Origin of the sequence: Variovorax sp. V93, from assembly GCF_041154485.1 — a bacterium.
Taxonomy (GTDB): domain Bacteria; phylum Pseudomonadota; class Gammaproteobacteria; order Burkholderiales; family Burkholderiaceae_C; genus Variovorax; species Variovorax beijingensis_A.
This window is the reverse complement of the sequence record NZ_AP028669.1, coordinates 4,588,643-4,613,227: the sequence shown is the minus strand read 5'-3', so window position 1 is coordinate 4,613,227 and position 24,585 is coordinate 4,588,643. Positions and strand designations below refer to the sequence as shown.

At 67.5% G+C, this 24,585-nt stretch carries 23 protein-coding genes; 13 read left to right on the top strand and 10 right to left on the bottom strand.

Annotation, left to right across the window (positions count from 1 at the left end):
- The first annotated feature begins 16 nt into the window (after positions 1-16).
- The 10 genes from frc (ACAM54_RS21910) (at position 17) to ACAM54_RS21865 (ending at position 10,379) form a co-directional block, all read left to right on the top strand.
- On the top strand, positions 17-1,294 hold the full coding sequence (gene frc, locus ACAM54_RS21910) for a formyl-CoA transferase (protein WP_025569427.1): 1,278 nt from the start codon (positions 17-19) through the stop codon (positions 1,292-1,294).
- A gap of 73 nt (positions 1,295-1,367) precedes the next feature.
- Positions 1,368-1,805 (top strand): PAS domain S-box protein, encoded by a 438-nt coding sequence (locus ACAM54_RS21905; RefSeq protein ID WP_025569426.1) that lies wholly within the window; start codon positions 1,368-1,370, stop codon positions 1,803-1,805.
- Entirely contained in the window at positions 1,805-3,055 is a 1,251-nt protein-coding gene (frc, locus tag ACAM54_RS21900) for a formyl-CoA transferase (RefSeq protein ID WP_369648916.1), read from the top strand. The genes ACAM54_RS21905 and frc (ACAM54_RS21900) overlap by 1 nt, the downstream gene beginning before the upstream one ends.
- A 207-nt stretch (positions 3,056-3,262) precedes the next feature.
- Complete coding sequence (locus ACAM54_RS21895; protein WP_025569424.1) at positions 3,263-3,592, top strand: hypothetical protein; 330 nt, start codon at positions 3,263-3,265, stop codon at positions 3,590-3,592.
- Positions 3,593-3,600: 8 nt separating this feature from the next.
- On the top strand, positions 3,601-4,770 hold the full coding sequence (gene sucC, locus ACAM54_RS21890) for an ADP-forming succinate--CoA ligase subunit beta (RefSeq protein ID WP_025569423.1): 1,170 nt from the start codon (positions 3,601-3,603) through the stop codon (positions 4,768-4,770).
- A gap of 323 nt (positions 4,771-5,093) precedes the next feature.
- Positions 5,094-5,993 carry a succinate--CoA ligase subunit alpha gene (gene sucD / locus ACAM54_RS21885; RefSeq protein ID WP_369648915.1) on the top strand — a complete coding sequence of 300 codons (900 nt, stop codon included), beginning with the start codon at positions 5,094-5,096 and terminating at the stop codon, positions 5,991-5,993.
- Positions 5,994-6,033: 40 nt separating this feature from the next.
- Positions 6,034-6,819: a fumarylacetoacetate hydrolase family protein gene (locus ACAM54_RS21880; RefSeq protein ID WP_025569421.1), complete on the top strand. Its 786-nt coding sequence runs from the start codon at positions 6,034-6,036 to the stop codon at positions 6,817-6,819.
- A 38-nt stretch (positions 6,820-6,857) separates the two neighbouring features.
- Complete coding sequence (locus ACAM54_RS21875; protein ID WP_145740132.1) at positions 6,858-7,871, top strand: 2-dehydropantoate 2-reductase; 1,014 nt, start codon at positions 6,858-6,860, stop codon at positions 7,869-7,871.
- Between the two features lie 78 nt (positions 7,872-7,949).
- Positions 7,950-9,365 (top strand): pyruvate kinase, encoded by a 1,416-nt coding sequence (pyk, locus tag ACAM54_RS21870; RefSeq protein WP_369648914.1) that lies wholly within the window; start codon positions 7,950-7,952, stop codon positions 9,363-9,365.
- Between the two features lie 66 nt (positions 9,366-9,431).
- Positions 9,432-10,379 carry a LysR family transcriptional regulator gene (locus ACAM54_RS21865; protein WP_145740136.1) on the top strand — a complete coding sequence of 316 codons (948 nt, stop codon included), beginning with the start codon at positions 9,432-9,434 and terminating at the stop codon, positions 10,377-10,379.
- Between the two features lie 42 nt (positions 10,380-10,421).
- Here ACAM54_RS21865 and ACAM54_RS21860 read toward each other — a convergent pair whose 3' ends face one another.
- Positions 10,422-10,586: a hypothetical protein gene (locus ACAM54_RS21860; RefSeq protein ID WP_186454109.1), complete on the bottom strand. Its 165-nt coding sequence runs from the start codon at positions 10,584-10,586 to the stop codon at positions 10,422-10,424.
- A 505-nt stretch (positions 10,587-11,091) separates the two neighbouring features.
- Here ACAM54_RS21860 and oxlT point away from each other — a divergent pair.
- Complete coding sequence (gene oxlT / locus ACAM54_RS21855) at positions 11,092-12,417, top strand: oxalate/formate MFS antiporter (protein ID WP_025569787.1); 1,326 nt, start codon at positions 11,092-11,094, stop codon at positions 12,415-12,417.
- 23 nt (positions 12,418-12,440) lie between these two features.
- Here the strand turns inward: oxlT and ACAM54_RS21850 are convergent, their stop codons facing one another.
- Positions 12,441-12,677 (bottom strand): hypothetical protein, encoded by a 237-nt coding sequence (locus ACAM54_RS21850; RefSeq protein ID WP_025569788.1) that lies wholly within the window; start codon positions 12,675-12,677, stop codon positions 12,441-12,443.
- A gap of 114 nt (positions 12,678-12,791) precedes the next feature.
- On the opposite strand from ACAM54_RS21850, the gene ACAM54_RS21845 reads away from it, so the two are divergent.
- A complete protein-coding gene (locus ACAM54_RS21845; protein WP_369648913.1) occupies positions 12,792-13,646 on the top strand; it encodes a LysR family transcriptional regulator in 855 nt (284 codons plus the stop codon).
- Here ACAM54_RS21845 and ACAM54_RS21840 read toward each other — a convergent pair.
- The 7 genes from ACAM54_RS21840 to ACAM54_RS21810 form a co-directional block, all read right to left on the bottom strand.
- Positions 13,643-13,912: a hypothetical protein gene (locus tag ACAM54_RS21840; protein WP_225612638.1), complete on the bottom strand. Its 270-nt coding sequence runs from the start codon at positions 13,910-13,912 to the stop codon at positions 13,643-13,645. The genes ACAM54_RS21845 and ACAM54_RS21840 overlap by 4 nt on opposite strands.
- A 109-nt stretch (positions 13,913-14,021) precedes the next feature.
- Complete coding sequence (locus ACAM54_RS21835) at positions 14,022-18,101, bottom strand: translocation/assembly module TamB domain-containing protein (protein ID WP_369648912.1); 4,080 nt, start codon at positions 18,099-18,101, stop codon at positions 14,022-14,024.
- 14 nt (positions 18,102-18,115) lie between these two features.
- Complete coding sequence (locus ACAM54_RS21830) at positions 18,116-20,035, bottom strand: autotransporter assembly complex family protein (protein ID WP_369648911.1); 1,920 nt, start codon at positions 20,033-20,035, stop codon at positions 18,116-18,118.
- Between the two features lie 72 nt (positions 20,036-20,107).
- Positions 20,108-21,295, bottom strand: a complete 1,188-nt coding sequence (locus tag ACAM54_RS21825; protein ID WP_015867239.1) for a VWA domain-containing protein — start codon at positions 21,293-21,295, stop codon at positions 20,108-20,110.
- 25 nt (positions 21,296-21,320) lie between these two features.
- A complete protein-coding gene (locus tag ACAM54_RS21820; protein ID WP_369648910.1) occupies positions 21,321-21,917 on the bottom strand; it encodes a GNAT family N-acetyltransferase in 597 nt (198 codons plus the stop codon).
- Positions 21,918-21,940: 23 nt separating this feature from the next.
- Positions 21,941-22,192 carry a hypothetical protein gene (locus ACAM54_RS21815; RefSeq protein ID WP_369648909.1) on the bottom strand — a complete coding sequence of 84 codons (252 nt, stop codon included), beginning with the start codon at positions 22,190-22,192 and terminating at the stop codon, positions 21,941-21,943.
- Positions 22,189-23,043: a MoxR family ATPase gene (locus ACAM54_RS21810; protein WP_145740151.1), complete on the bottom strand. Its 855-nt coding sequence runs from the start codon at positions 23,041-23,043 to the stop codon at positions 22,189-22,191. Before ACAM54_RS21810 ends, ACAM54_RS21815 begins: the two co-directional genes overlap by 4 nt.
- Positions 23,044-23,205: 162 nt before the next feature.
- On the opposite strand from ACAM54_RS21810, the gene ACAM54_RS21805 reads away from it, so the two are divergent.
- Positions 23,206-23,898, top strand: coding sequence for a cytochrome c (locus tag ACAM54_RS21805; protein ID WP_145740152.1), 693 nt, complete (start codon positions 23,206-23,208; stop codon positions 23,896-23,898).
- 67 nt (positions 23,899-23,965) lie between these two features.
- Here the strand turns inward: ACAM54_RS21805 and pcaG are convergent, their stop codons facing one another.
- Positions 23,966-24,574 carry a protocatechuate 3,4-dioxygenase subunit alpha gene (gene pcaG, locus ACAM54_RS21800; protein ID WP_145740154.1) on the bottom strand — a complete coding sequence of 203 codons (609 nt, stop codon included), beginning with the start codon at positions 24,572-24,574 and terminating at the stop codon, positions 23,966-23,968.
- Positions 24,575-24,585: the final 11 nt, after the last annotated feature.

The window sequence follows — 24,585 nt, the reverse complement described above, 5'->3', positions numbered from 1 at the left end:
TCAGGAGATACGCAGCATGAGCAGCAACAACAAACCCCTCAACGGCATCAAGATCATCGACTTCACGCACGTGCAAGCCGGTCCGGCCTGTACCCAGATGCTGGCCTGGTTCGGCGCCGACGTGATCAAGGTCGAGCGCCCCGGCGCCGGCGACGTCACCCGCAGCCAGCTGCGCGACATTCCGAACGTCGACGCGCTGTACTTCACCATGCTCAACAGCAACAAGCGCTCGATCACGCTGGACACGAAGAAGCCCGAGGGCAAGGCCGTGCTGGAGAAGCTGATCCGCGAATCCGACGTGCTGGTGGAAAACTTCGGCCCCGGCGCACTCGACCGCATGGGCTTCACCTGGGCGCGCATCCAGGAACTGAACCCCAAGATGATCGTCGCCTCGGTCAAGGGCTTCAGCGACGGCCACCACTACGAGGACCTGAAGGTCTACGAGAACGTGGCGCAGTGCGCCGGCGGCGCCGCCTCCACCACCGGCTGGTGGAAGGGCGAGAACTCGGTGCCGACGATCTCGGCTGCGGCGCTGGGCGACTCCAACACCGGCATGCACCTGGCCATCGGCATCCTGACGGCCATCATCGGCCGCCAGCAGACCGGTAAGGGCCAGAAGGTGGCCTGCTCGATGCAGGACGCCGTGCTCAACCTGTGCCGCGTGAAGATGCGCGACCAGCAGCGCCTGGACAGCGTGGGCTACCTGGAGGAATACCCGCAGTACCCGCACGAGATGGACGCCTTCAAGGACAAGGTGGTGCCGCGCGGCGGCAATGCCGGCGGCGGCGGCCAGCCGGGCTGGATCCTGAAGTGCAAGGGCTGGCAGACCGACCCCAACGCCTACATCTACTTCACGGTGCAGGGCCACGCCTGGGACCCGATCTGCGACGCGCTCGGCAAGCCCGAGTGGAAGACCGATCCCGACTACATGACCCCCAAGGCCCGCCAGCCGCACATCGACCAGATCTTCGCGACCATCGAGGACTTCATCAAGGACAAGACCAAGTTCGAGGCGGTGGACATCTTCCGCAAGCACGACATTCCCTGCGCCCCTGTGCTGTCGATGAAGGAACTGCTGCACGACGAGTCGCTGCGCAAGAGCGGCTCCATCGTCGAAGTGCCGCACAAGGAGCGCGGCAGCTACTGGACCATCGGCAGCCCCATCAAGTTCTCGGACCTCAAGCCCGAGGTCACCGCCTCGCCGCTCCTGGGCGAGCACACCGAAGAGGTGCTGGCGGAACTGGGCTACACCAAGCAACAGATCGACAACCTGAAAGAAGCAAAAGCCGTGTAGCGGCTTCCCCGGCGCCGCCCGTTCGAAGGTACGGGCGGCGCCGGGAAATCGACATGAAGCGCCAGAGGAAAACATGCAAGCGAACGTTGATTTGAAGCAGCTCGTCGAAGGCGCCGGCGACGCGATCATGGTGTGCGACGCGCAAGGGGCGATCACGCTCTGGAACCGCGCGGCCGAGCGCATCTTCGGCTTCACCGAAGCCGAGGCGCTGGGCCAGTCGCTCGACATGATCATTCCCCAGCGGCAGCGCCAGCGCCACTGGGACGGCTACCAGAAGACCATGGAAACCGGCATCACCAAGTACGGTGCCGACCTGCTGCGCGTGCCGGCGCTGCACAAGGACGGGCACACGCTGTCGATCGCCTTCACGGTGTCGATGCTGTTCTCGCAGAGCCGTGAAGTCACGGGCATCGTCGCCATCGTGCGCGACGAAACCACCCGCTTCGCCGAAGAGCGTAAATTGCGCGCTCGTCTGCAAGAAGCAGAGGCCACGATCAAAGGAGACAGCTGATGAGCAGCAAGGCACTTGAGGGCGTTCGCATCCTCGATTTCACCCACGTGCAGTCCGGTCCCACGTGCACCCAGCTGCTGGCGTGGTTCGGCGCCGACGTGATCAAGGTGGAGCGCGCCGGCGAAGGCGACGCCACGCGCGGCCAGCTGCGCGACATTCCCGGCGTGGACAGCCTCTACTTCACGATGCTCAACCACAACAAGCGCTCGATCACGCTCGACACCAAGAAGCCCAAGGGCAAGAAGGTGCTCGATTCGCTGATCAAGACCTGCGACGTGCTGGTGGAGAACTTCGCGCCCGGCGCGCTCGAGCGCATGGGCATCACCTGGGCCCACATCCAGGAGCTCAACCCGCGCATGATCGTGGCGTCGGTCAAGGGCTTCGGCCCCGGCAAGTACGAGCACTGCAAGGTGTACGAGAACGTGGCCCAGTGCGCCGGTGGCGCGGCCTCGACCACCGGCTTCGAGGACGGCCCGCCGGTCGTCACGGGCGCGCAGATCGGCGACAGCGGCACCGGCCTGCACCTGGCGCTGGGCATCGTGGCGGCGCTCTACCAGCGCAACAGCACGGGCCGCGGCCAACAGGTGCTCGCGCCCATGCAGGACGCGGTGCTCAATCTGTGCCGCGTGAAGATGCGCGACCAGCAGCGGCTGGAGCGCACCGGCACCATGCACGAATACCCGCAGTACCCCGACGGCAAGTTCGGCGACGCGGTGCCGCGCGCGGGCAACGCCTCGGGCGGCGGGCAGCCGGGCTCGATCCTCAAGTGCAAGGGTTGGGAGACCGACCCCAACGCCTACATCTACTTCATCACGCAAGGCGCGGTGTGGCCCGCGGTGTGCAAGGTCATCGGCGAGGAAGGCTGGATCGACGACGAGGCCTACGCCACGCCGGCCGCGCGCCTGCTGCACCTGAAGCCGATCTTCGCGCGCATCGAGCAATGGACCATGACCAAGACCAAGTTCGAGGCCATGGACATCCTCAACCGGTACGACATTCCGTGCGGGCCGATTCTCTCGATGAAGGAAATCGCCGCCGATCCGTCGCTGCGCGAGACCGGCACCATCGTCGAGGTCGACCATCCGACGCGCGGCAAGTACCTGACGGTGGGCAACCCGATCAAGATGTCCGACAGCCCGACCGAGGTCACGCGCTCGCCGCTGCTCGGCGAGCACACCGACGAGGTGCTGATGCAGCTGGGCTATACGGCCGGCGACGTCGAGGCGCTGCGCGCCGAGGGCGTCATCTGAACTGAGGCGCGGTTTTTTAAAGGCACCGTAAAACCGCAGGCGGTAATACGCCTGCGATGGGAATTCTTTGCCGGTTATGTATAACTTATCAAGAATGCATTCAATAAAATAGTTTAACTATTATTTATCGATCATCGAATCTACATTTTGATCATGCCGATCCGCAAACCATTTGACGCCCGGCATTCAATTTCTAGGAGAAATTTCATGATCGATGATTTGCCAATTCAATACTGGAGCAGCGAAACCGAGCGCAACGCCTACAACGCGGCGTTCTACGAATTGGGATTCCGCTGGCACTGGGACCGTGAAGTCTATTGCCAGCTGCTGCGCGAAAGCCAGGACGGCGTCGAGCGGATCTGCCATTACCTGCGCACCCACCAGCCTCATCTTTTGCGCGCCTACGACGCCAAATTCCTGGCCGAGGTGATCGAGCAGAAAAAGGAAGAGCATCAAAAGCGCGAGCTCGAAGCCGGCGCCATGAAAAAGCGCTATTTCAACTGGGCCGAAACCCGCGGCGCCGAACTCGGCGCCTGAAAGCCATCATGAATATCCACGAATACCAGGGCAAGGACGTATTGCGCAAGTACGGCGTTCCCACGCCGCGTGGATATGCATGCTTTTCGCCCGACGAGGCGGCCGATGCCGCCGCGCGGCTTGGCGGCCGGGCCTGGGTGGTCAAGGCGCAGATCCATGCGGGCGGCCGCGGCAAGGGCGGCGGCGTGCGGCTGGCCTGGTCGGCGGCCGAAGTGCGCCGCCATGCCGACGAGCTGCTCGGCATGACCTTGCGGACGCACCAGACGGGCCCGCAAGGCCGGCTGGTGAAGCGGCTGCTGGTGGAGGAGAGCGTCGAGATCGAGAAGGAGTTCTACCTCGGCATGGCGGTCGACCGCGAATCGCGCCGCGTGGCCCTGATGGCCTCGAGCGAAGGCGGCATGGACATCGAGGACGTGGCGGCACGCACGCCGGAAAAGATCCGCAAGCTCTTCGTCGATCCCTCCACCGGCGTAAAGGCGGCCGAGGCCGACGGCCTGGCGCGCGACATCGGCTTCTCCGGAAAGCTGCTGCCGCAGGTGCGCACGCTGGTGCAGAACCTTTACCAGGCCTTCGACGCCTGTGATGCTTCGCTGGCCGAGATCAACCCGCTGGCGCTCACGCGCGACGGCCGCGTGCTGGCGCTGGATGCCAAGTTCAACTTCGATCCGAACGCGCTGTTCCGCCAGCCCGAGATCGCCGCGATGCGCGATCTCGACGAGGAGGACCCGGCCGAGGTCGAGGCCTCGAAGTTCGATCTTTCCTACATTGCGCTCGACGGCGACATCGGCTGCCTCGTGAACGGCGCGGGCCTCGCGATGGCCACGATGGACGCGATCAAGCTCTACGGCGGATCGCCGGCCAATTTCCTGGACGTGGGCGGCGGCGCCACGGCCGAGAAGGTGACCGAAGCCTTCAAGCTGATGCTGCGCAATCCGAACCTGCGCGCGATCCTGGTCAACATCTTCGGCGGCATCATGAAGTGCGACGTGATCGCGCGCGGCGTGGTGGCCGCGGCGCGCGAGGTCCAGCTGGCCGTGCCGCTGGTGGTGCGCATGAAGGGCACCAACGAGAGCCTGGGCAAGACCATCCTCGGGCAGTCGGGCCTGCGGATCATCAGTGCGGACGACATGGCGGAGGCGGCCGGGCTGGTCGTGGCTGCGGCGCGGCGGGGGGCATAGGACCATGAAGTCTTTTGTGCATCGCGTTGTGTTTGGCTTGCCCTGTTCAGGGCGCGCTCCCGCCGACGGGGTACGCGGCGAAGCGAATGTCCCCCGCCTTCGGCTCCTCCTTTATTTCGCTGCGCAAGGCACCCCATCGGCGGGATCGTTGGACAGAGCGGTCGTTGATCAGCGATACACGAGCATCGTGCCCTCGTGCACAGGGCCTCGGGTGCTCCCCGCAGCGAAATCAAGGAGGAGGCCGAAGGCCGGGGGACATTCGCGGAGGGGAGTACCCGGTGGCCTGTGCACGCGCCCTGAACAAGAACAACAGCGAGGCTGACATGTCGATCCTCATCAACAAGCACACCCGCGTCATCACCCAGGGCATCACGGGCAAGACCGGCCAGTTCCACACCGCCATGTGCCGCGACTACGCCAACGGCCAGAAATGCTTCGTCGCCGGCGTGAACCCGAAGAAGGCGGGCAAGTCCTTCGACGGCATTCCGGTGTTCGGCACCGTGTCGGAAGCCAAGGCCGAGACCGGCGCCACCGTGTCCGTGATCTACGTGCCGCCGCCGTTCGCCGCCGCGGCCATCGACGAGGCGGTGGATGCGGGGCTCGAACTCGTCGTGTGCATCACCGAAGGCATTCCGGTGCGCGACATGATCCGCACCCGCCATCGCATGGAGGGCAGCAAGACCCTGCTGCTCGGCCCCAACTGCCCGGGCCTCATCACGCCGGAGGAAATCAAGATCGGCATCATGCCCGGCCACATCCACCAGAAGGGCCGCATCGGCGTGGTGTCGCGCTCCGGCACGCTGACCTACGAGGCCGCGAGCCAGCTCGCGAGCTTCGGCATCGGGCAGTCGACGGTGGTGGGCATCGGCGGCGATCCGGTGGGCGGGCTGCGGCACATCGACGTGCTGAAGATGTTCAACGACGACCCGCGCACCGACGCCGTGATCATGGTCGGCGAGATCGGCGGCAGCGACGAGGAAATCTGCGCGCGCTGGATCAGCGAGCACATGCGTAAGCCCGTGGTCGGCTTCATTGCCGGTGCCAGCGCGCCGCCGGGCAAGCGCATGGGCCACGCGGGCGCCATCGTCTCGGGCGGCAAGGGAACGGCGCGGGAAAAACTGGCAGTGATGAAGGAGTGCGGCATCCACGTGACCGACAACCCGGCCGAGATGGGAAAGCTGCTCGCCTCGCTGGTGATCCCCGACTACCTGCCCTTCGACTGAATACAGAACCACTCCAACAGAAAGCAAAGGAAGGCGCGACATGCAGCAGCAACAGCGGCAACAACAACGGTGGGTCCGTTTCGAACACGGCGGTGAAACCGGCTTCGGCACGCTCGAAGGCGAGGCCGTGCACGAGCACCGCGGCAACATGTTCGACCGCCCGGAGCCGACCGGCCGCGTGTTCCTGCTCTCCGGCGTGCGGCTGCTCACGCCCACCGAGCCGACCAAGGTGATCGCGCTGTGGAACAACTTCCACGCGCTCGGCGAGAAGCTCAAGCTGGCGGTGCCGGCCGAGCCGCTCTACCTGCTGAAGGCGCCCAATTCCTACCTTGCGCCCGGCGCGCCCATCCGCAAGCCGCTGTGCGAGGGCAAGGTGGTGTTCGAGGGCGAGCTCGGCATCGTCATCGGCAAGGCCTGCACGGCCGTGTCCGAGGCCGACGCGCTCGGCCATGTGTTCGGCTACACCTGCGCCAACGACGTGACCGTGGCCGACATCCTGAACCGCGACGCCTCGTTCGCCCAGTGGGTGCGGGCCAAGGGCTTCGACACCTTCTGTCCGATGGGCCCGGTGGTGGCCACCGGCCTCGATCCCGCCACGCTCACCGTCACCACGCGGCTCGACGGCGAGCTGCGGCAGAACTATCCGATCAGCGACATGCGCTTTTCGGTCCAGCAACTCGTGAGCCTGATCTCCCAGGACATGACCCTGCAGCCCGGTGACGTGATCCTGTGCGGCACCTCCATCGGCGTCGGCTCGATGAAGCCCGGCAGCCTGGTCGAAGTGGAGATCGGCGGCATCGGCAGGCTCGGCAACCGCTTCGGTTGAAACCCGCGCCGGAAGAATCAACAACCTTGGGGATCGACATGAAGATAGCAGTCATCGGAGCGGGCGCCATCGGCGGCCTGGTGGGCGCGAAGCTCGCCCTGGCCGGCGAGGACGTGACGTTCATCGTGCGGGGGAAGAATCTCGACGCCATTGCCACCAACGGCTTCAAGCTCATCGGGGCCGATGGCACGGAGCAGGTGGCGCGCAACGCCCGGGCCACCGACCGCTACGAGCAGGCGGGCCCGCAGGACATCGTGATCCTCGCGATGAAGGCGCACCAGGTCGAGGCGGTCGCGAACGATGTGCCCAAGCTCTTCGGGCCCGAGACGGTGGTGGTGACGATGCAGAACGGCATCCCGTTCTGGTACTTCCACAACCACGGCGGCGCGCTGGCAGGCACGCCCGTGCGCAGCGTCGATCCCACCGGCCTGGTGGCCGCGAAGATCCCGGCCGGGCGCGTCATCGGCTGCGTGGTGTATCCCGCCTCCGAACTGACGGCGCCGGGCGTGGTGAAGCACATCGAGGGCGACCGCTTTCCGGTCGGCGAGCTCGATGGTTCTTCGAGCGAGCGCGTGAACCGCGTCTCGGCCTGCCTGGGCGCGGCCGGCTTCAAGGCGCCGGTGCTCGACAACATCCGCGCCGAGATCTGGCTCAAGCTCTGGGGCAACCTGACCTTCAACCCGATCAGCAGCCTGTCGCACTCCACGCTGGTCGACATCTGCCAGTACCCGCCGTCGCGCGAGCTGGCCGCCGCGATGATGCGCGAGGCGCAGGCGGTGGCGCACAAGCTTGGCATCGAGTTCCGCGTGACGCTCGACAAGCGCATTGCCGGTGCCGAGAAGGTGGGCAAGCACAAGACCTCGATGCTGCAGGACGTGGAGGCCGGGCGCGCGCCGGAGATCGATGCGCTGGTGGGCGCGGTGGTCGAGCTGGCCCGGCTCACCGACACGCCCACGCCGCACATCGACACTGTGTATTCCCTCGTCAAGCTGCTGGCGCGTACGATGGAAGAACAGCGCGGCCGCGTCTGCCTTCACGAGATGGCGGGCTAGCTCCACTCAGGCTGCGCAATCCGGCGCCGAGGGGGCGCCGGTCGTGCGCTGTGATCGATCGATGAAATGGAACGGATGATGCGACGTACACGCAGCGCGAAGATCGTGGCCACACTGGGCCCCGCCACCACCGACGAGCCGGCCATCCGTGCCCTGTTCGAGCGCGGCGTGGACGTGTTCCGGCTCAACTTCAGCCATGGCACGCAGCATGACCATGCGCGCCGCCTCGACACCATCCGGCGGCTCGAGAAGGAGTTCGGCCGGCCCATCGGCGTGCTGCTCGACCTGCAGGGGCCCAAGCTGCGGCTGGGCACCTTCGAAGGCGGCCGCGCGCAGCTCGATGCGGGGTCGCGCTTTCGGCTCGACATGGATGCCGCAAGCGGCAATGCGCGCCGCGCGCCGCTGCTGCATCCGGAAATTTTCGCGGCGCTGCAGGTGGGCACCGATCTGCTGCTCGACGACGGCAAGCTGCGGCTGCGCGTGGACAGCTTCGGCCCCGACTTCGCCGAGACCACGGTGCTGGTCGGCGGCCCGATCTCCGACCGCAAGGGCGTCAACGTGCCGAGCGTGGTGCTGCCGATCTCGCCGCTGACGCCCAAGGACCTGGACGACCTGGCCTGCGGACTGGCCATGGGCGTGGACTGGGTGGCGCTGTCCTTCGTGCAGCGCCCCGAAGACATCGAGGAGGCGCGCGCCATCATCGGCAAGCGCGCCTGGATCATGGCCAAGCTCGAGAAGCCCGCGGCCATCGACCACCTGGACGCGATCGTCGACCTGTGCGATGGCGTCATGGTGGCGCGCGGCGACCTTGGCGTGGAGCTGCCGCCCGAGCGCGTGCCCGAGCTGCAGCGCCTGATCGTGCGTGCCTGCCGCAAGCGCGGCAAGCCGGTGGTGGTGGCCACGCAGATGCTCGAATCGATGATTGCCGCGCCGGTGCCCACGCGCGCCGAGGTGTCCGACGTGGCCACTGCCGTGTACGACGGCGTGGACGCGGTGATGCTGTCGGCCGAATCGGCTTCGGGCAAGTACCCGCTGGAGGCCGTGGCCATGATGGACCGCATCATCTCGCGCGTGGAGGCCGACGCGTCCTACCGCATCGGCATCGACGCCACGCACGAGGCGTCGCTGTCGACCACGGCCGACGCGGTGTGCGCATCGATGCGGCAGGTGGCCGCGCTGCTTGCGCCTGCCGCCACCGTCACCTACACCTCGTCGGGCTTCACCAGCCTGCGCGCCGCGCGCGAGCGGCCGGCCGTGCCCATCATCAGCCTCACGCCCGACGTGGCCACGGCGCGCCGCATGGCGATGGTGTGGGGCGTGCATGCGGTGCTGGTCGACGACGTGCGCGACGTGGCCGAGATGATCGAATGCGCCTGCCGCAACGCGTGCACCGAAGGCTTTGCGAGCACCGGCAGCGACGTGGTGGTTGTCGCGGGCCTGCCGTTCGGGCTGTCGGGAACGACGAACCTGCTGCACGTCGCGCGCATACCCTAGGCCCTCCCCGAGAGCGGCCCCGGGGCGCAGTACGATGCCCGCTCGATTGCAGCCACTCTTTTCCGAATGAAGCACGCGACCCTGCGCCAGTTGAAAGTCTTCGAGGCGGTGGCGCGGCTGCTGAGCTTCTCGCGTGCGGCGGAGGAGCTTCACCTCACGCAGCCGGCCGTCTCCACGCAGGTGCGCAAGCTCGAGGAGCACGCGGGCAATGCGCTGTTCGAGCAGTTCGGCAAGAAGATCTACCTGACCCCCGCCGGCACCGAGCTGCTGCAGATCAGCCGCGCGATCATCCAGCAGTTCGAGGCGGCCGAGAACGCGATGCTGCAGTTCAACGGCGTCTCCGGCGGCAAGCTCAACGTGGGCGTGATCAGCGCGGGCGACTACTTCTTTCCGCGCCTGCTGGTGGAGTTTGCGAGCCGGCACCGCGGCGTCACGCTGAACTTCACGGTGCACAACCGCGAAGGGCTCATGACCCACATCGCGGAGAACCTCACCGACCTGGCGATCATGGTGCGGCCACCGACGGATCTGGACACCGTCAACCAGCCGTTCGCGCCGCATCCCTACGTGATCGTCGCGGCGCCCAACCATCCGCTGGTGGGCGTGCCGCGCATCCCGCTCGCGCGGCTCATGCGCGAGCCCTTCGTGGTGCGCGAGAAGGCCTCGGACACCTGGCATTCGATGGAGGAGGGCTTCGGCGGCGACCTCAGCGGCATCAACATCGCGATGGAGATCCGCAGCACCGAGACCATCAAGCAGGCGGTGATCGCGGGCATGGGCGTGAGCTTCGTGTCGGCCCACACTATCAGCCAGGAGATGCGCGCCGGCAGCCTGCGCGTGCTCGATGTGCAGGGCTTTCCGCTGATGCTCAACTGGTACGTGGTGCACCGCCGCAGCAAGCGGCTGCCGCCGGTGGCTCAGGCCTTCAAGGACTTCCTGCTGGCCGACGGGCCGGCGCTCATCTCGCAGATCGTGCCGTTCGAGAGTCCCAACGAAAAAGAGCGCGGCGAATGACTCGCGCGCGCTCTTGATGGAGAGTGAATCTGCTGCGGCGGCTCAACGCTGCACGGCCGCCGAACGGCGTTGCATCAGCGCGGCGCGTGCGGCCTTGTAGAAGATCACGATGGGCATGGCGGAGAACAGTTCGCGCATGGCATTGCTGGCGGTCGTCGACGAGGCCGGCGTGCGGAAGGCGCTGGAATTCAGGGTGGTGTGGCTCATGAGGGCTCCAGGAAGATTGAATCGAAAAGACCGCAGGGATTACCCTGGATTTTAGGGTTTACCCTAGACGGGCGCAAACGCCATTTTTGGGTTTCTTGACCGAGGTCAATTTTTCTGGCCACAAAACAGGTCTCTGCATCCGCGCGCTGCTGGAGTGCTTCGCGAGCGGATGCGGGCGGGCGCGCAATGCGCGATGCGCCACACGCAACGCGAAGGCCATCGCATGCGCCGCGGCGTATGCACGCGAGCCGCGCACGCGCCGAGGCCTCGTGCTAGGGATATCACGGGGGACGCGAGAGCGCGCGATTCGTGTGAACTTGACTGCGGTCAAGAGTTTTTGAGTCGCTCGGTCCGACAGTCATTCACGCGCAGAAAACTGGCGATTCCCCTGCCGCGTAGCGATGTCAAAGAAGCCTCGTCGCCTGTCGATGCGCATCGATCGCTCGACCGATTGCTCCGTATTCGCAGCCTGTCGGAATTCAACGAAAACACCTAGGACAACTCCATGACTCGGCCCACCTCCACGATCGCAGGTTCCAACCCCGCGATATATCCCCCATCCGAAACCTATGGCGCCAGCGCGACCCGCTCCGAGGCCTACCGATGGGGCCAACTGCTGATCGGCATCGTGTGCATGGCGATGATCGCCAACCTCCAGTACGGCTGGACGCTGTTCGTCAATCCGATTGCGGAGAAGCACGGCTGGAGCCGCGCCGCCATCCAGGTGGCCTTCACCATCTTCGTGCTCACGGAAACATGGCTCGTGCCGATCGAAGGCTACCTGGTCGACCGCTTTGGCCCGCGGCCGGTGGTGCTGGTGGGCGGCATCCTGTGCGGCCTCGGCTGGGTGATCAATTCGGTGGCTTCCACGCTGCCGCTGCTCTACATTGCGGCGGCCATTGGCGGCATCGGCGCCGGCGCCGTGTACGGCACCTGCGTGGGCAATGCGCTCAAGTGGTTTCCAGACCGGCGCGGCCTTGCGGCCGGCATGACGGCCGCGGGCTTCGGCGCGGGCTCGGCGCTCACGATCATTCCGATCTCCGCGATGATCCGCACCAGCGGCTACGAAGCGGCGTTCCTGTATTTTGGGATCGGGCAGGGGCTCATCGTGTTCCTGCTCGCATGGATGCTGACGCGCGCACCCCATCACGCGAAGGCCTCGAACAGCCGCAACGTGCAGCAGGCGGGCCGCGACTACGCGCCCTCCGAGGTGCTGCGCTCGCCCGTCTTCTGGGTGATGTACGCCATGTTCGTGATGGTGGCCGCGGGCGGTCTCATGGCCACGGCCCAGCTCGCGCCGATCGCGCAGGACTTCAAGATCATGGACGTGCCCGTCAACATCATGGGCCTGGTGCTGCCCGCGCTGACTTTCGCGCTCGCCATCGACCGCGTGCTCAACGGGCTCACGCGGCCCTTCTTCGGCTGGGTGTCCGACAAGATCGGACGCGAGCAGACGATGTTCATTGCGTTCGCGCTCGAGTCGGTGGGCATCCTGATGCTCTACCACTACGGCCACAACCCGATTCTCTTCGTGGTGCTTACCGGCATCGTGTTCTTTGCCTGGGGCGAGATCTACAGCCTCTTTCCTTCGACCTGCGCCGACACCTTCGGCTCCAGGTACGCGGCGTCCAACGCCGGCATGCTCTACACCGCCAAGGGCACGGCCTCGCTGCTGGTGCCGCTGTCCAGCGTGCTCGCAGCCGCCACGGGCAGCTGGCAGGCCGTCTTCATTGCTGCGAGCGCGGTCAATGCGGCCGCGGCGCTCTTGGCCTGGTTCGTGCTGCGCCCGATGCGGCGCAAGCACATCGAGCAGAGCCGGCATTCGTCGTAGTCCGCAAGCACCGCTCGCCGCCTTCAGCGCAGGCCGATGCGCGAGGCGCGCGAGCGCAGCACCTCGGCCCGCGCGGGATCGGTGGGCTCGATGTCGTCCGCCGCGACCTGCAGCGCCCGCATCTGCTCCACATCGCCGATGATCTTGTTGGGGCTCAGCAGGGCCTCTCCCAGCATCAGGGCTTCGTCGACGAGCGCCTTGAATGCTTCAAGAAAACCTTCGGTTGCGCCGGCACGAAACGGTTCGCGAAGAGTGGGCATCGATCAACTCCTGGTTGCGTTGGATGCCTTTATCTTGGGCCCGCCTTCGCATCAAGTAAAACGATATTAATTGCCAGTTGAGTGCAAAATTAATGCACTCAAACGGGATGTGGCATGGACATCAACCTGGCCCGGACTTTCCTCGAGATCGTGGAGACGCGCAGCTTCCAGCGCGCCGCCGAGCGGCTGCACGTCACGCAGACTTCGGTGAGCGCGCGCGTGCGAACGCTCGAAGAACTGCTGGGCCGGCCGCTCTTCGTGCGCAACAAGGCGGGCGCGGTGCTCACCGCGGCCGGCGAGCAGTTCCTGCCGCACGCGACCACGCTGGTGCAGGTGTGGGAGCGCGCGCGCCACCAGGTCGCGGTGCCCAGCGGCAGCCGCGCGGTGCTCGCCATCGGCTGCGAGATCAGCCTGTGGGACCCGCTGCTGCTGCAATGGCTGCTGTGGATGCGCACGGCCGCGCCCGAGCTGGCCATCCGCACCGAGGTGGGCTTTCCGCACGACCTGCTCGACAAGGTGGCCGCGGGCGTGCTCGACATCGCCATTGCCTACGCGCCGCAGCAGCGGCCCGGCCTGCGCGTGGAACTGCTCATCGAGGAGAAGCTGGTCATGGTCACGACCGCGCAGCAGCCGCGCGTGCCGCGGCCCGCGGACTATGTGTACGTGGACTGGGGCCCGGAGTTCGCGGCGCAGCACGGCCTGGCGTTTCCCGAGCTCTCCAATGCCGCGGTGAGCGCCGGGCTCGGGCCGCTCGGGCGCGAGTTCCTGCTGGCTGCGGGCGGCACCGGCTACTTCCGGCACGACGTGGTGCGCAGCCACCTCGAATCGGGCCGGCTGCGCCGCGTGCCGGACACGCCGGAATTTCTCTATCCGGCGTATGCGGTGTATGCGGTGGGAGCGGACGCCGCCATCGTCGATCCCGCGCTTGCGGGCCTCAGGCAGGTGGTCAAGGCGAAGCCGGAGGCCTAGGCGGCCAGCATGTGCCTTGCACGCTCCACGCGCTCTTCATGCGACTGCAGCAGCGACTCGTAATAGAGGCACAGCGGCATGGCAACGAACACCATGCCCGCGACGTAGACGATCAGCCCCATCAGCGGAAAGTCGTCGCCTCCCCAATAGGGAATGGACGCCACCGCGGCGCCTGCTGCAATGACTGCCATCACGCACTGGAGCGCGTGGCGCAAGAACGTGGTTCGCGAGTAGCCCGGCGGGTCGTACTTCTGACGGTCCAGCATGGAACACTCGCCCTTGTCTCCTTCACCGTGCATCGTCGTTCCTTGTTAGAAGGGCGTTAACGATTTTTAACCCTGCGAATTACCGCGGTCAAGGCGGCAGACCCGCAGCTCAGTCGTACTTGAGCGTGTAGATCAGGTCGAGCCCGCTGGTCTGACCGGCCTGCCCGCGCAGCGTGAGGCGCTGCGTCAGGTCGTAGAAGATGAAGATGGTGCCGAAGGTGCCGCCCAGGCTGCGTTCGTAGGTGAGGTAGAAATCCTTCGACAGCCGCTTGCCGAGCGTGACGGCCGACTCGCGCAGGTCGCCGCCGTTGCCGGGGCCCTTGAAGCCGAGTTCGTCGAGGCCGAAGCGGCTGGCCAGGCTGCCGCCGCTCGTGCCCTTGCTGACATGGCCGATCAATGCGAGCGCCGCCTGCTGCAGCAGCGCCGATTCGCCGCCGCTGGTGGCCGAGGCGCGGCCGAGCACCACCCAAGACAGCGTCTCGGCGTCGGACAGCGCGGGCTCGGAATAGAGCTTGACGCGCGGCGACTGTGCGGTGCCCGTGATCTGCACGCCGGCGCGCTGCGAGATGTTGGGCCGGATGGCCAGGATGTCGAGCGCGGGATTGTCGAAGGGCCCGTTGAAGCGGGCCACGCCGGTTTCCACGTCGAGCTGCTGGCCGTAGGCGCGGTATTGGCCCCGCACGGTCTTCACTTCGCCGGTGATGCGCGGCGGCGCATCGAGGCGGGTGCTGCGGATCTCGAGGTCGCCCTCGAGCCGCGTGGTGATGCCGCGCCCCTGCACCGCGAAGTCGTCGCCGAGGTCGAAGTTCACCACGATGTCGGGCGGCTTCGCGGTCTGCGGCCTGGCGGCCTGCGCCTCGTTGCGCGCGGCATCGCGCCGCGCCTGCTCGGCCATCTCGCGGTCCTTGGCGGCGGAGCGCACCACCACGTCGGTGCCAAGGCTCGGCGCGGTCTCGTCGGGCAGGATGATCACCGCGCGGTCGGTCCTGAGCTTGCCGCGCACGCTGAACTGGCCGTTGTCGAGCCGCGCCTGCAGGTTGCCCGAGAGCGTGAGCTGCCGGTCGGTGCGCACCAGCACGCGCAGCGCGCGCAGGTCGGCCTGCAGCGCCATGCGGATGCCCGTACCCGCGGCGCCGGCCGCACCCCAGGCCATGTCGCCGCGTGCCGAGAGCGAGCCGCCGTCGCTCGCGGCCTGGCTGGCCGCGGTGCTGCGGTTGCCGCTCTGGCCGCCGATGCGCACCGTGCTGCCGGCGCCGCCCTTGAGCGTGAATTCGGTGATTTCGACGCGCTCTCCGGTGAGCGTGGCGCGCAGCCGGCCGTCGCGCAGGTCCAGCCCTTCGACCGGCGCGCGCAGCGCGAGCTTGTCGGCGCCCAGCGTGCCGTTCCAGCGCGGCGCCGCGCGGTTGCCCGAGAGCGCGGCATCGGCATCCAGCGTGCCCGCCACGCGCCAGCCCGGTGGTGCGAGCATCGACCACACGCCAAGGTTGGGCAGCGTGGCCTTGACCTTGCCGGCCAGCGGCGCATCGGGCGCCCATTGCCAGCCGCCTGCGCGCTGCTGCATGCGCGTGTCGAGTTCGGCGTTGATCCTGCCCGCGCGTTCGCTGTCCCAGGCCAGCGTGGCGCGCACGGCCTCGCCTTGCGCATCGAGCCGCAGTTCGGCCTGGCGCAGGCCGGCCGGCGTGCTGGGCGTGGTGCCTTGCGCGGTGGCGGAATTCATCGTGCGCTCGCTGGCCGTGCCGGTGCCGCGGCTCGTGATGCGCGTGACCAGTGCGGCCTCGCCCGCCTGCACGCGGATGTCGCCGCTCTGGCGCGCGATCCGCGCATGGGCGCGCAGGGTGTCGCCGGCATCGATGTCCCAGTCGCCGTCGAACAGGAGGTCGCCGCTCACGCCGATCTCGTTGAAGGTGGCGCTGGCGCCGAAGGCCTCGGCCCAGGCCATCGGCAGCCCCTGCAGCTTGCCCTTGGACTGCAGGCGGAAGGCCTGGTTGGGCGCCGCGCCGCTTTGCGTGAAGCGCAGCGGCTGCCATTCGATGCGCACGGTGCCGGGCGCCGGCCCGCGCAAGGTGGCGGCAGCGGCCGAGGCTTCGAGGTCGAGGCGGCTGCTGCTGCCGCTTCCGCTGGTCTTGAGGGTGGCGGTGAGCTCGCGGCCGAGCTCCAGCGTCCAGGGCGCGCTGGCGGTGGCGGGCCGCGTGCTGTCCTGGGCCTGCAGGCGCAGGCTGGCGAGCGCCGCGCGCCACTGGTTGGGTCCTGCAAGGCCGCCGCTCGCGCGCGCGTCGAGCGCGAGCTTCTGCGTGCCGGTGCTGGCTTCGCCCTGCAGCGAGAGCGTGGCCTGCGCCAGGCTGCCGGCAAGGTCCGCGCGCAGGTCTTTCAGCTGGACCGTGGTGGCCGCTGCATTGCCGTTGCCATCGGCAGCCGGCATGCGCAGTTCCAGGTGCGGCACGCCCAGCGCGGCCTTGAGGCTGGGTTCCGCAACGCCGCGCTGGGCCGGCGCATGGGGGTTCTCGAGCCGGCGCTGGATGGTCTGCCAGCCACCCTGCCAGCTGGCGTCGAGCCGCGCAGAGCCCTTGGCAGCCTTGCCCGCGAACAGCTTCGACATCTGGGGCAGGGCTTCGATCCAGCGCTGCACGGCTTCGGCGTCGTCGATGCGCGCCTTGATCTCGCCGGCCCCCTGCGCCGGCGCGATGCGGCCTTCGAGCTGCGCACCGCCGCCCGGCAGCGTCAGGTCGAGCTTGCCGCTGGCGGCCTGCTCGGCCACGCGCACCTGGAGCCGGCCCGCGATGCTGGCGCGCTCGGCCTCGAGGCGCAGCGTGCGCAGGTCCAGCACCTGGTTCTTCCACTGGCCCTGGGCGAGCACGCGGTCGAGGCCGAAGCCCGGCATGGCCGCACTGCCGGCACCGCCCGCGGCACGCAGCGCGAGATCGAAGCCGATGGTGTCCTCGCGCTGCTGCGCCGTGGCCGTGCCGTTGATCGGCGCGCCCGACAGCTCGCTGTGCAGCAGGCCGGGCCGCACGCCGCGCACGGTGGCGCGCGCCTGCCAGGGTGCGGGCGCGGGGCTCCAGCGGCCTTCGGCATCGATGCGGCCGCCGCCCGCGCGCAGCGTGGCTTCGGGGATCGTCCAGCTGGTGCCGTCGAAGCCCACGCGCGCCTCGACCTGCTCGAGCGGCAGCGCGCCCTTGTCCCAGGGCCCGGGCAGCGCGTTGCGGATGCTGGCCGAGGCCTGCCAGGCGGCGGGCCCGGTGGCTGCGTCGGGCTGCAGCTCGACCGTGCCGGTCAGGCGGGTGCGCGGTGCGCCGGGCCAGAGGCTGGCCGCGTCGACGTTGCGCAGATCGGCCTTGGCATCGATGACGGGCTGCGGCAGCCAGGGCGCGACGTTCGCCTGCAGCTTCGCTTCCATGGGCGCTTCGGCATCGGGCTCGGCCGGCTTCAGCTCGGCCGCCACCTGCAGGCGCGCGCCGGTGCCCGCGAGAGTGCCCTTGATGGCGGCCTGGGCCAGCACCTCGATGCTGCGGCCCTCGGCCAGCGGCGCCTTCACGCGGCCATCGAGCGCGGCGTCGAGCACCATCGGCGCGGGCCCCTGCAGCTTGACGCGCGCGCTGTAGTGGCCGTCGGCAATGTCGACGCCCTTGACCTCCAGCTGGTGCTCCGCGCCGGTGTAGCGGTAGCTGCCCGCAAGCTGGTTGGCCTGCAGCGCGGGCGGGCCGGTCCAGCGCAGCTCGTCGATGCGGTACGGCAGCTCGACCTCGATGGGCAGCGCGAGCTGTTCGAGCGGCTCGGTGGGCGTGTCGCTCGGCGGGCCGCGGCGTTCGATGAGCAGCCGTGCCGCATGCACTTCGCCGAGCTGCAGCTTGCGCTGGAACAGCGGCGCCAGCTGCCAGCCGACGCTGGCCTCCTGCACCTCGACCGACAGTTTCTCGCTTTGCCAGCGCAGCCAGCCGATGCGCCCACCGGTGCGCAGCGAGCCCGTGACCTCGCGGCTTTCGAGCGTCTGGCCGGCGGGCAAATAGCGCGCGGCCTTGGCCAGCGCGAAGGCCAGCGACTGGTTGGAGCCGATCCACCACCATGCGGCCGCGCCGATCACGAGCACCAGCGCGAGCAGGCCCGCGAACGTCCAGCCCAGCGCACGCAGCGCGCGCCGCGTGCGGGAGCGCTGTGTGCGGGGCGTGGACTGGGGTTCGGCGTCGGTCTGCATCGATGCGTGCGCGCTCAGAAAGTGAAGCCCAGGCGAAAGTGCAGGCGGAACTTGCGCGTGTCCACGCCGTAGGCAAGGTCGGCCTGCACCGGCCCGACCGGGCTGCGCCAGCGCGCGCCCACGCCCACGCCGACCTTCGGCTTGAGCTCGCCGGGCTTGTCGGCCACGGCGCCGGCGTCCACGAACACCACGCTCTCCCATTCGGTGAGCTTGTCGTTGTAGACGAAGGGCCGCTGCCACTCGGCGCTCACGACGCCGAGGTAGCGGCCCGCCACGATCTGGCCGTCGCTGCGCACGGTGCCGATCTGGCGATAGCTGTAGCCGCGCACCGTGGTGTCGCCGCCCGTGAGGAACATCAGCGTGGAGGGAATCTGCGCGCTGTCCTTGGCGGCCACGGCGCCGGCCTCGGCGCGCAGCTGCAGCCGGCTGCGGCGCGCCAGCGTGGCGGCGTCGCGGTCTTCGGCGAAGCCCAGCGGCAGCACGCCGAGCCAGCGCGCATAGGTGCGCGTGAAGGGCAGGCGCTCGCCTGTCAGCGTGTAGCCGGCGCCCAGTTCGAGCGCCAGGCCGAAGCCGCGCGTGGGCACGGCGTTGTCGTCGAAATAGCGGCCGGTCCAGCCCCAGTTGGCGGTCACGGCAGAGGCCGAGGGCGGGGCGTTGGTGCCGCGGTTCTGCGCGTAGTCGTACTGCAGGAAGTAGCTGCGGTCGATGTGGCCGCTGGACTTGCTGCGCCCGCTGCGCAGGCGGCCGCTGTCGACCACGTAGCTGCCCGAGGTTTCGCTCTTGAGCCCGGCGCCCGCGAACCATCGCCAGCCGCGGTCATCGGGAATGGCGTTCCACTCGGTGCCCAGCGACTTGATGTCGCTGTCGACCGACAGGCGCGACACGGCGCGCCAGCCGAGCAGCGGCAGCCGGTTGTGGATGTGGTCCACCGACAGCCGCGGGCCGTTGTCGGTGGTGAAGCCGGCGCCCAGCACCACCTTCTGCATCGGGGCTTCGCGCAGCTGCGCGATCACGGGGGCTGCCAGCGGCGTGCCGCTTTCGGTGTCGAGCGTGAGGAACACCGAGTCGTAGTAGCCGCTGCTGGCCAGGCGCTGCTGCGCGTCGAGCAGCTTCTGCTGGTCGTAGTCGGCGCCGGTGGGAAGCTGCGCGATGCGGCGCGCACCATCGGCGTCGTAGCGCTCGGTGCCGCGCAGCACGAGCGGGCCGAAGCGGTAGGCCGGGCCCGACTGGTAGGTGACGCTGAGCCGCGCCTCCTGCCGGTCGGCATCGATCTCGGCGCGGCTCACTTCGACGCTGCCGGTCGGAAAGCGCCTGGCCGTGAGGCTGCGCAGGGCAATGGTCTTGGCGTTGTCCCAGCCCTGCTGCGTGAAGGGCTGGCCTGGGCGCAGCGTCCAGCCGGTGCGGATCGAATCGCGCTGCGCCTCGGCCGTGGGGTCGTCGGCAATCGCGCCGCCGTAGCTGATCTGCACATTGCTCACGCGCGTGAGCTCGCCCGGTTGCACCGTGATGACGATCTCGCGCGGCGCCTTGGAGCTGGCCGGCGTCTCGTTGAGCTCCAGCGTCAGCGTGGGCGTGAAATAGCCCAGCGTGCCGAGCAGTTCGCGTGCATTGCCTTCGGCCGCCACCATGAGCCGCGAGATCTCGGTGGCGCCCAGGTCGTCGAGCGTGCGGTAGCGCTGGATGTCCAGGTGCAGCGTGAGGTATTCGCGCACCGTGTCGGGCCCGCGCACGTCGATGGTGAAGGCGTCGCGCCGCGGCGCGTCCTTGCGTGCTTCGCCGGCGGCCGCGCCATCGCCGCGCACCAGCGTGGGGGTGGCCGTGTCCTGCGCGCTGTCCTTCTTCGGCAGCAGGCTGCATCCCTGCAAAAGCAGGACGCCGCAAAAAAGCAAGGCCGGCAAGCACGCCGGCGCAATGACTGGAACCACCCTGAGCATGGGCGGATTTTGACAGCAAGGCGCGACGGTTCCGTAAGCATCCGGAAACAGTTCCGGGCTTCGCGCCGCGCCTTACTTAGAAAGCATTCGCATTGCTTCTTCGAGGCCGCGCAGCGTGAGCGGGTACATGCGGTTGGACATGAGCTGCTGCATCACCGCGATGCTCTGGCGGTACTGCCACACGCCCTGCGGCTCGGGGTTGATCCAGGCGAACTTGGGGAAGGTGTGCGTGAGGCGCTGGATCCATTCGGCGCCGGCTTCCTCGTTGTTGTATTCGACGCTGCCGCCGGGCTGCAGGATCTCGTAGGGGCTCATGGTCGCGTCGCCGACGAAGATGAGCTTGTAGTCCTTGTTGTACTTGCGCAGGATGTCCCAGGTCGCGAACTTCTCGGAGAAGCGGCGCTTGTTGTTCTTCCACATGAAGTCGTAGACGCAGTTGTGGAAGTAGAAGAACTCCAGGTGCTTGAACTCGGTCTTCACGGCCGAGAACAGTTCCTCCACGCGCTGGATGTGCTCGTCCATGGTGCCGCCCACGTCCATCAGCAGCAGCACCTTGACGTTGTTGTGGCGCTCGGGCCGCATCTTGATGTCGAGGTAGCCGGCATTGGCTGCGGTGGAGTGGATGGTGTCGTCCAGGTCCAGCTCTTCCTCGTGGCCTTCGCGCGCGAACTTGCGCAGCCGCCGCAGCGCCACCTTGATGTTGCGCGTGCCGAGTTCCTGGCTGTCGTCGTAGTCCTTGTAGGCGCGCTGGTCCCACACCTTCACGGCGCTCTTGTTCTTGCCCGCGCCGCCGATGCGCACGCCCTGCGGGTTGTAGCCGCCGTGGCCGAAGGGCGAGGTGCCGCCGGTGCCGATCCACTTGTTGCCGCCTTCGTGGCGCTCCTTCTGTTCCTCGAAGCGCTTCTTGAGCGTTTCCATGAGCTCGTCCCAGCCCATCTTCTCGATCTTGGCCTTTTCCTCGGCCGTGAACTCGCGCTCCAGCGTCTTGCGCAGCCAGTCGAGCGGCACTTCCTTGGTGAAGTCGGCCAGCATCTCCACGCCCTTGAAGTAGGCGGCGAATGCGCGGTCGAACTTGTCGTAGTGCTTCTCGTCCTTGACCAGCGCTGTGCGCGAGAGATAGTAGAAGTCGTCCAGGCCGAAGGCGCCGTCGGAGTTGGGGCCCACCACGTCGGCCTGCAGCGCCTCGAGCAGCGTGAGGTATTCCTTGACCGAGACCGGCAGCTTGGCCGAGCGCAGCGTGTAGAAGAAATCGATCAGCATGGTCGGGCTTTCCTTGGACTTCTCTTCAGCTTCGCGGCTTGTCGAGCAGGTACAGCAACTGGGCCTTCACCTCGGGCCACTCGCCCGCGGCGAGGCTGTACATGACGGTGTCGCGGATGGTGCCGTCGCGGCGCATCGCGTGGCCGCGGATCACGCCGTCCTTCTTGGCGCCGAGCCGCTCGATGGCGCGCTGCGAAGCGAAGTTGAAATTGTCGGTGCGCCAGCCCACCACGTTGCAGCCGAGGGTATCGAAGGCGTGCGTGAGCATGAGCAGCTTGCAGGTGGTGTTGACGTGGGTGCGCTGGCAGCGCCTGGCGTACCAGGTGTAGCCGATCTCCACGCGCTTCACGGCCGGCAGGATGTCGTGAAAGCTCGTGGTGCCGAGCACGGTGCCGGTTTCGGCCTCGGTCACGGCAAACGCAAAGCGGTGGCCGGCTTCGCGCCCCTGCAGCGCGGCTTCGATGTAGGCGCGGGTGTCGTGCGGCTCGGGCACCGAGGTGACGCGCAGCTTCCAGAGCTCGCCGTCGGCCGCGGCGGCGCGCAGGCCTTCTTCATGGGCGAGCGACAGCGGCACCAGCGCCAGGTCGCGGGCCTTCAGCGTGACAGGTTCGACGAACGCCATCTCAATATCCCCAACGGTTGTTTTCAGCCTCTCGGCTTGCCGTACTTGCGGTCGTACCAGGCCCGCGCCAGCTGCACGCCGCCACCACCGCCAATGCCGATCAGCAGGATGCCGAAGATCTCGTGGTTGCCATAGCCATTGGGGCCGAAGGCATCGAGCCCCAGCTGGAGCCCGATCCAGCGGCCGAGCAGCGCACCCGCCACGAACAGCACCGCCTGCGCCACGCCCAGCCTGAGCAGCTGGCCCACGGGATGCGGCGCTTGTGGCTGGCTCATCGGTTGTTGCGCTGCATGAAGACGAGCTTCTCGAAGAGCGTCACGTCCTGTTCGTTCTTGAGCAGCGCGCCCACCAGCGGCGGCACGGCCACCTTGTCGTCCTTGCTCTGCAGGGCCTCCAGCGGAATGTCCTCGGCCACCAGCAGCTTGAGCCAGTCGAGCAGCTCGGAGGTGGAGGGCTTCTTCTTGAGGCCGGGCAGGTTGCGCACGTCGTAGAAGGTCTTCATCGCGGACGTGAGCAGTTCCTGCTTGAGGCCGGGGAAGTGCACCGCGACGATGCTCTTCATCGTTTCCGCGTCGGGGAACTTGATGTAGTGGAAGAAGCAGCGGCGCAGGAAGGCGTCGGGCAGCTCCTTCTCGTTGTTGGAGGTGATGAACACCACCGGCCGGTGCTTGGCGCGGATGAGCTCGCGCGTCTCGTAGCAGTAGAACTCCATGCGGTCGATTTCGCGCAGCAGGTCGTTCGGGAATTCGATGTCGGCCTTGTCGATCTCGTCGATCAGCAGCGCCACCGGCTGGTCGGCCGTGAAGGCCTGCCAGAGCACGCCCTTGACGATGTAGTTGTTGATGTCGCTCACGCGCTCGCCGCCGTCGAGGTCCTTGAGCTGCGAGTCGCGCAGGCGGCTCACGGCGTCGTATTCATAGAGGCCCTGCTGCGCCTTGGTGGTCGACTTGATGTGCCATTGCAAAAGCGGCAGCCCGAGCGATTGCGCCACTTCCTCGGCCAGCATGGTCTTGCCCGTGCCGGGTTCGCCCTTGACGAGCAGCGGGCGCGTGAGCGTGATGGCGGCATTGACGGCCAGCATCAGGTCCTGAGTGGCGACGTAGTTGTCTGAGCCCTTGAATTTCATGAGTGAACGCGAGCAAGGTGGAGAAGGCGGGGTGGAGAAAAGAACACACTCGATTCGCTTCGCGCAGCCACTTGGACGGCTTGAAGGGGTTCCCGGGGGACCCTTGCATATAATCGAATGTTGATTCGAAAAACTGTATCTCCACGAGATTGTGCGCGCAAAATGAACAAGTTGTTGACCACGATGTTTGCCTTCGCTGTCGCTTGCGTGACGGTCTCGGCCCAAGCCCAGCAAGTCACGGGCAATGCCCAGGAGGGCGCCAAGAAGGTTGCCATGTGCGTGGGCTGCCACGGCATCATCGGCTACCAGGCCAGCTTTCCGGAGATCCACAAGGTTCCGATGATCGCCGGCCAGAGCGCCAGCTACATCACCTCGGCCCTCACCGCCTACAAGGGCGGCGACCGCAAGCACCCCACCATGCGCGCGATTGCCGACACCCTGAAGGAGCAGGATATCGCCGACCTGGCCGCCTACTACAGCCAGCTGGGCCTGAAGGAAGGCGACGCGCCCCCGGCCGCGCTCGCCAAGCCCATGCCTGACAACGTGCAGGCCCTGGTGTCGCGCGACAAGGACAACAGCTGCACCAAGTGCCACGGCGCCAACTTCAACACGCCCAATGACGGCACCGTGCCCAAGCTGGCCGGCCAGCATGCCGACTACCTCTTCGTGGCGCTCAAGTCGTACCGCGTCAAGAACAACCTGCACCTGGGCCGCTCGAACGCGGTGATGGCGCAGCAGGTCGAACCCAAGAAGTTCACCAACGCCGAACTCAAGACGCTCGCCAGCTACATCAGCTCGCTGCCCGGCGACCTCAAGACGGTGCCGGAATCGCGCATCCACCGCGCCGCGCAGTAAGCGTCGGCCCGTCCCATGAAGAAAGCCCGCATCGAGCGGGCTTTCTTGTTTGCGGGGCCGGCTGTGTTCAGACGTCGAAGAACACCGTCTCCTGGGGCCCCTGCATGCGGATGTCGAAGCGGTAGCTCACCGCGCCGCCTTGCTCCACGCGCTCGGCAATCAGCGTGTGGCGCCGCTCGGCCGGCACGCTGGCCAGCACGGCGTCCTTGGCGTTGGCTTCGGCCTCGTCGCTGAAATACACGCGCGTGAAGGCATGCAGCAGCAGGCCGCGCATCAGCACGATCGCATTGATGTGCGGGGCTTCGCCCGGCGATTCGGCGCCCGGCTTCACGGTGTGGAACACGAAGCGGTTCTGGGCATCGGTGCCCGTGCCGGCGCGGCCGAAGGCGCGAAAGCCCATTTCGCGCGCTTCGGCGGGCGTCTGCGGATAGCGGCCCTCGCCGTCGGGCTGGCTGATCTCGACCAGCGCATCGTTGATGGGGTTGCCGTCGCCGTCGATCACGCGGCCTTCGAGGCGGATGCGCTCGCCGGAGGCGTTGTCCAGGGCGACCACGGTGTCGAAAGGCTGGTCGAAGTCGTAGCCGTACTGCGCGGCGGTGAGGCCGTAGGCGAAGTAGGGGCCCACGGTCTGGGAGGGGGTCTGGCCGAAGTCGGCTTCCTGTGCGGTCATCAACATGGTGTGTGTCT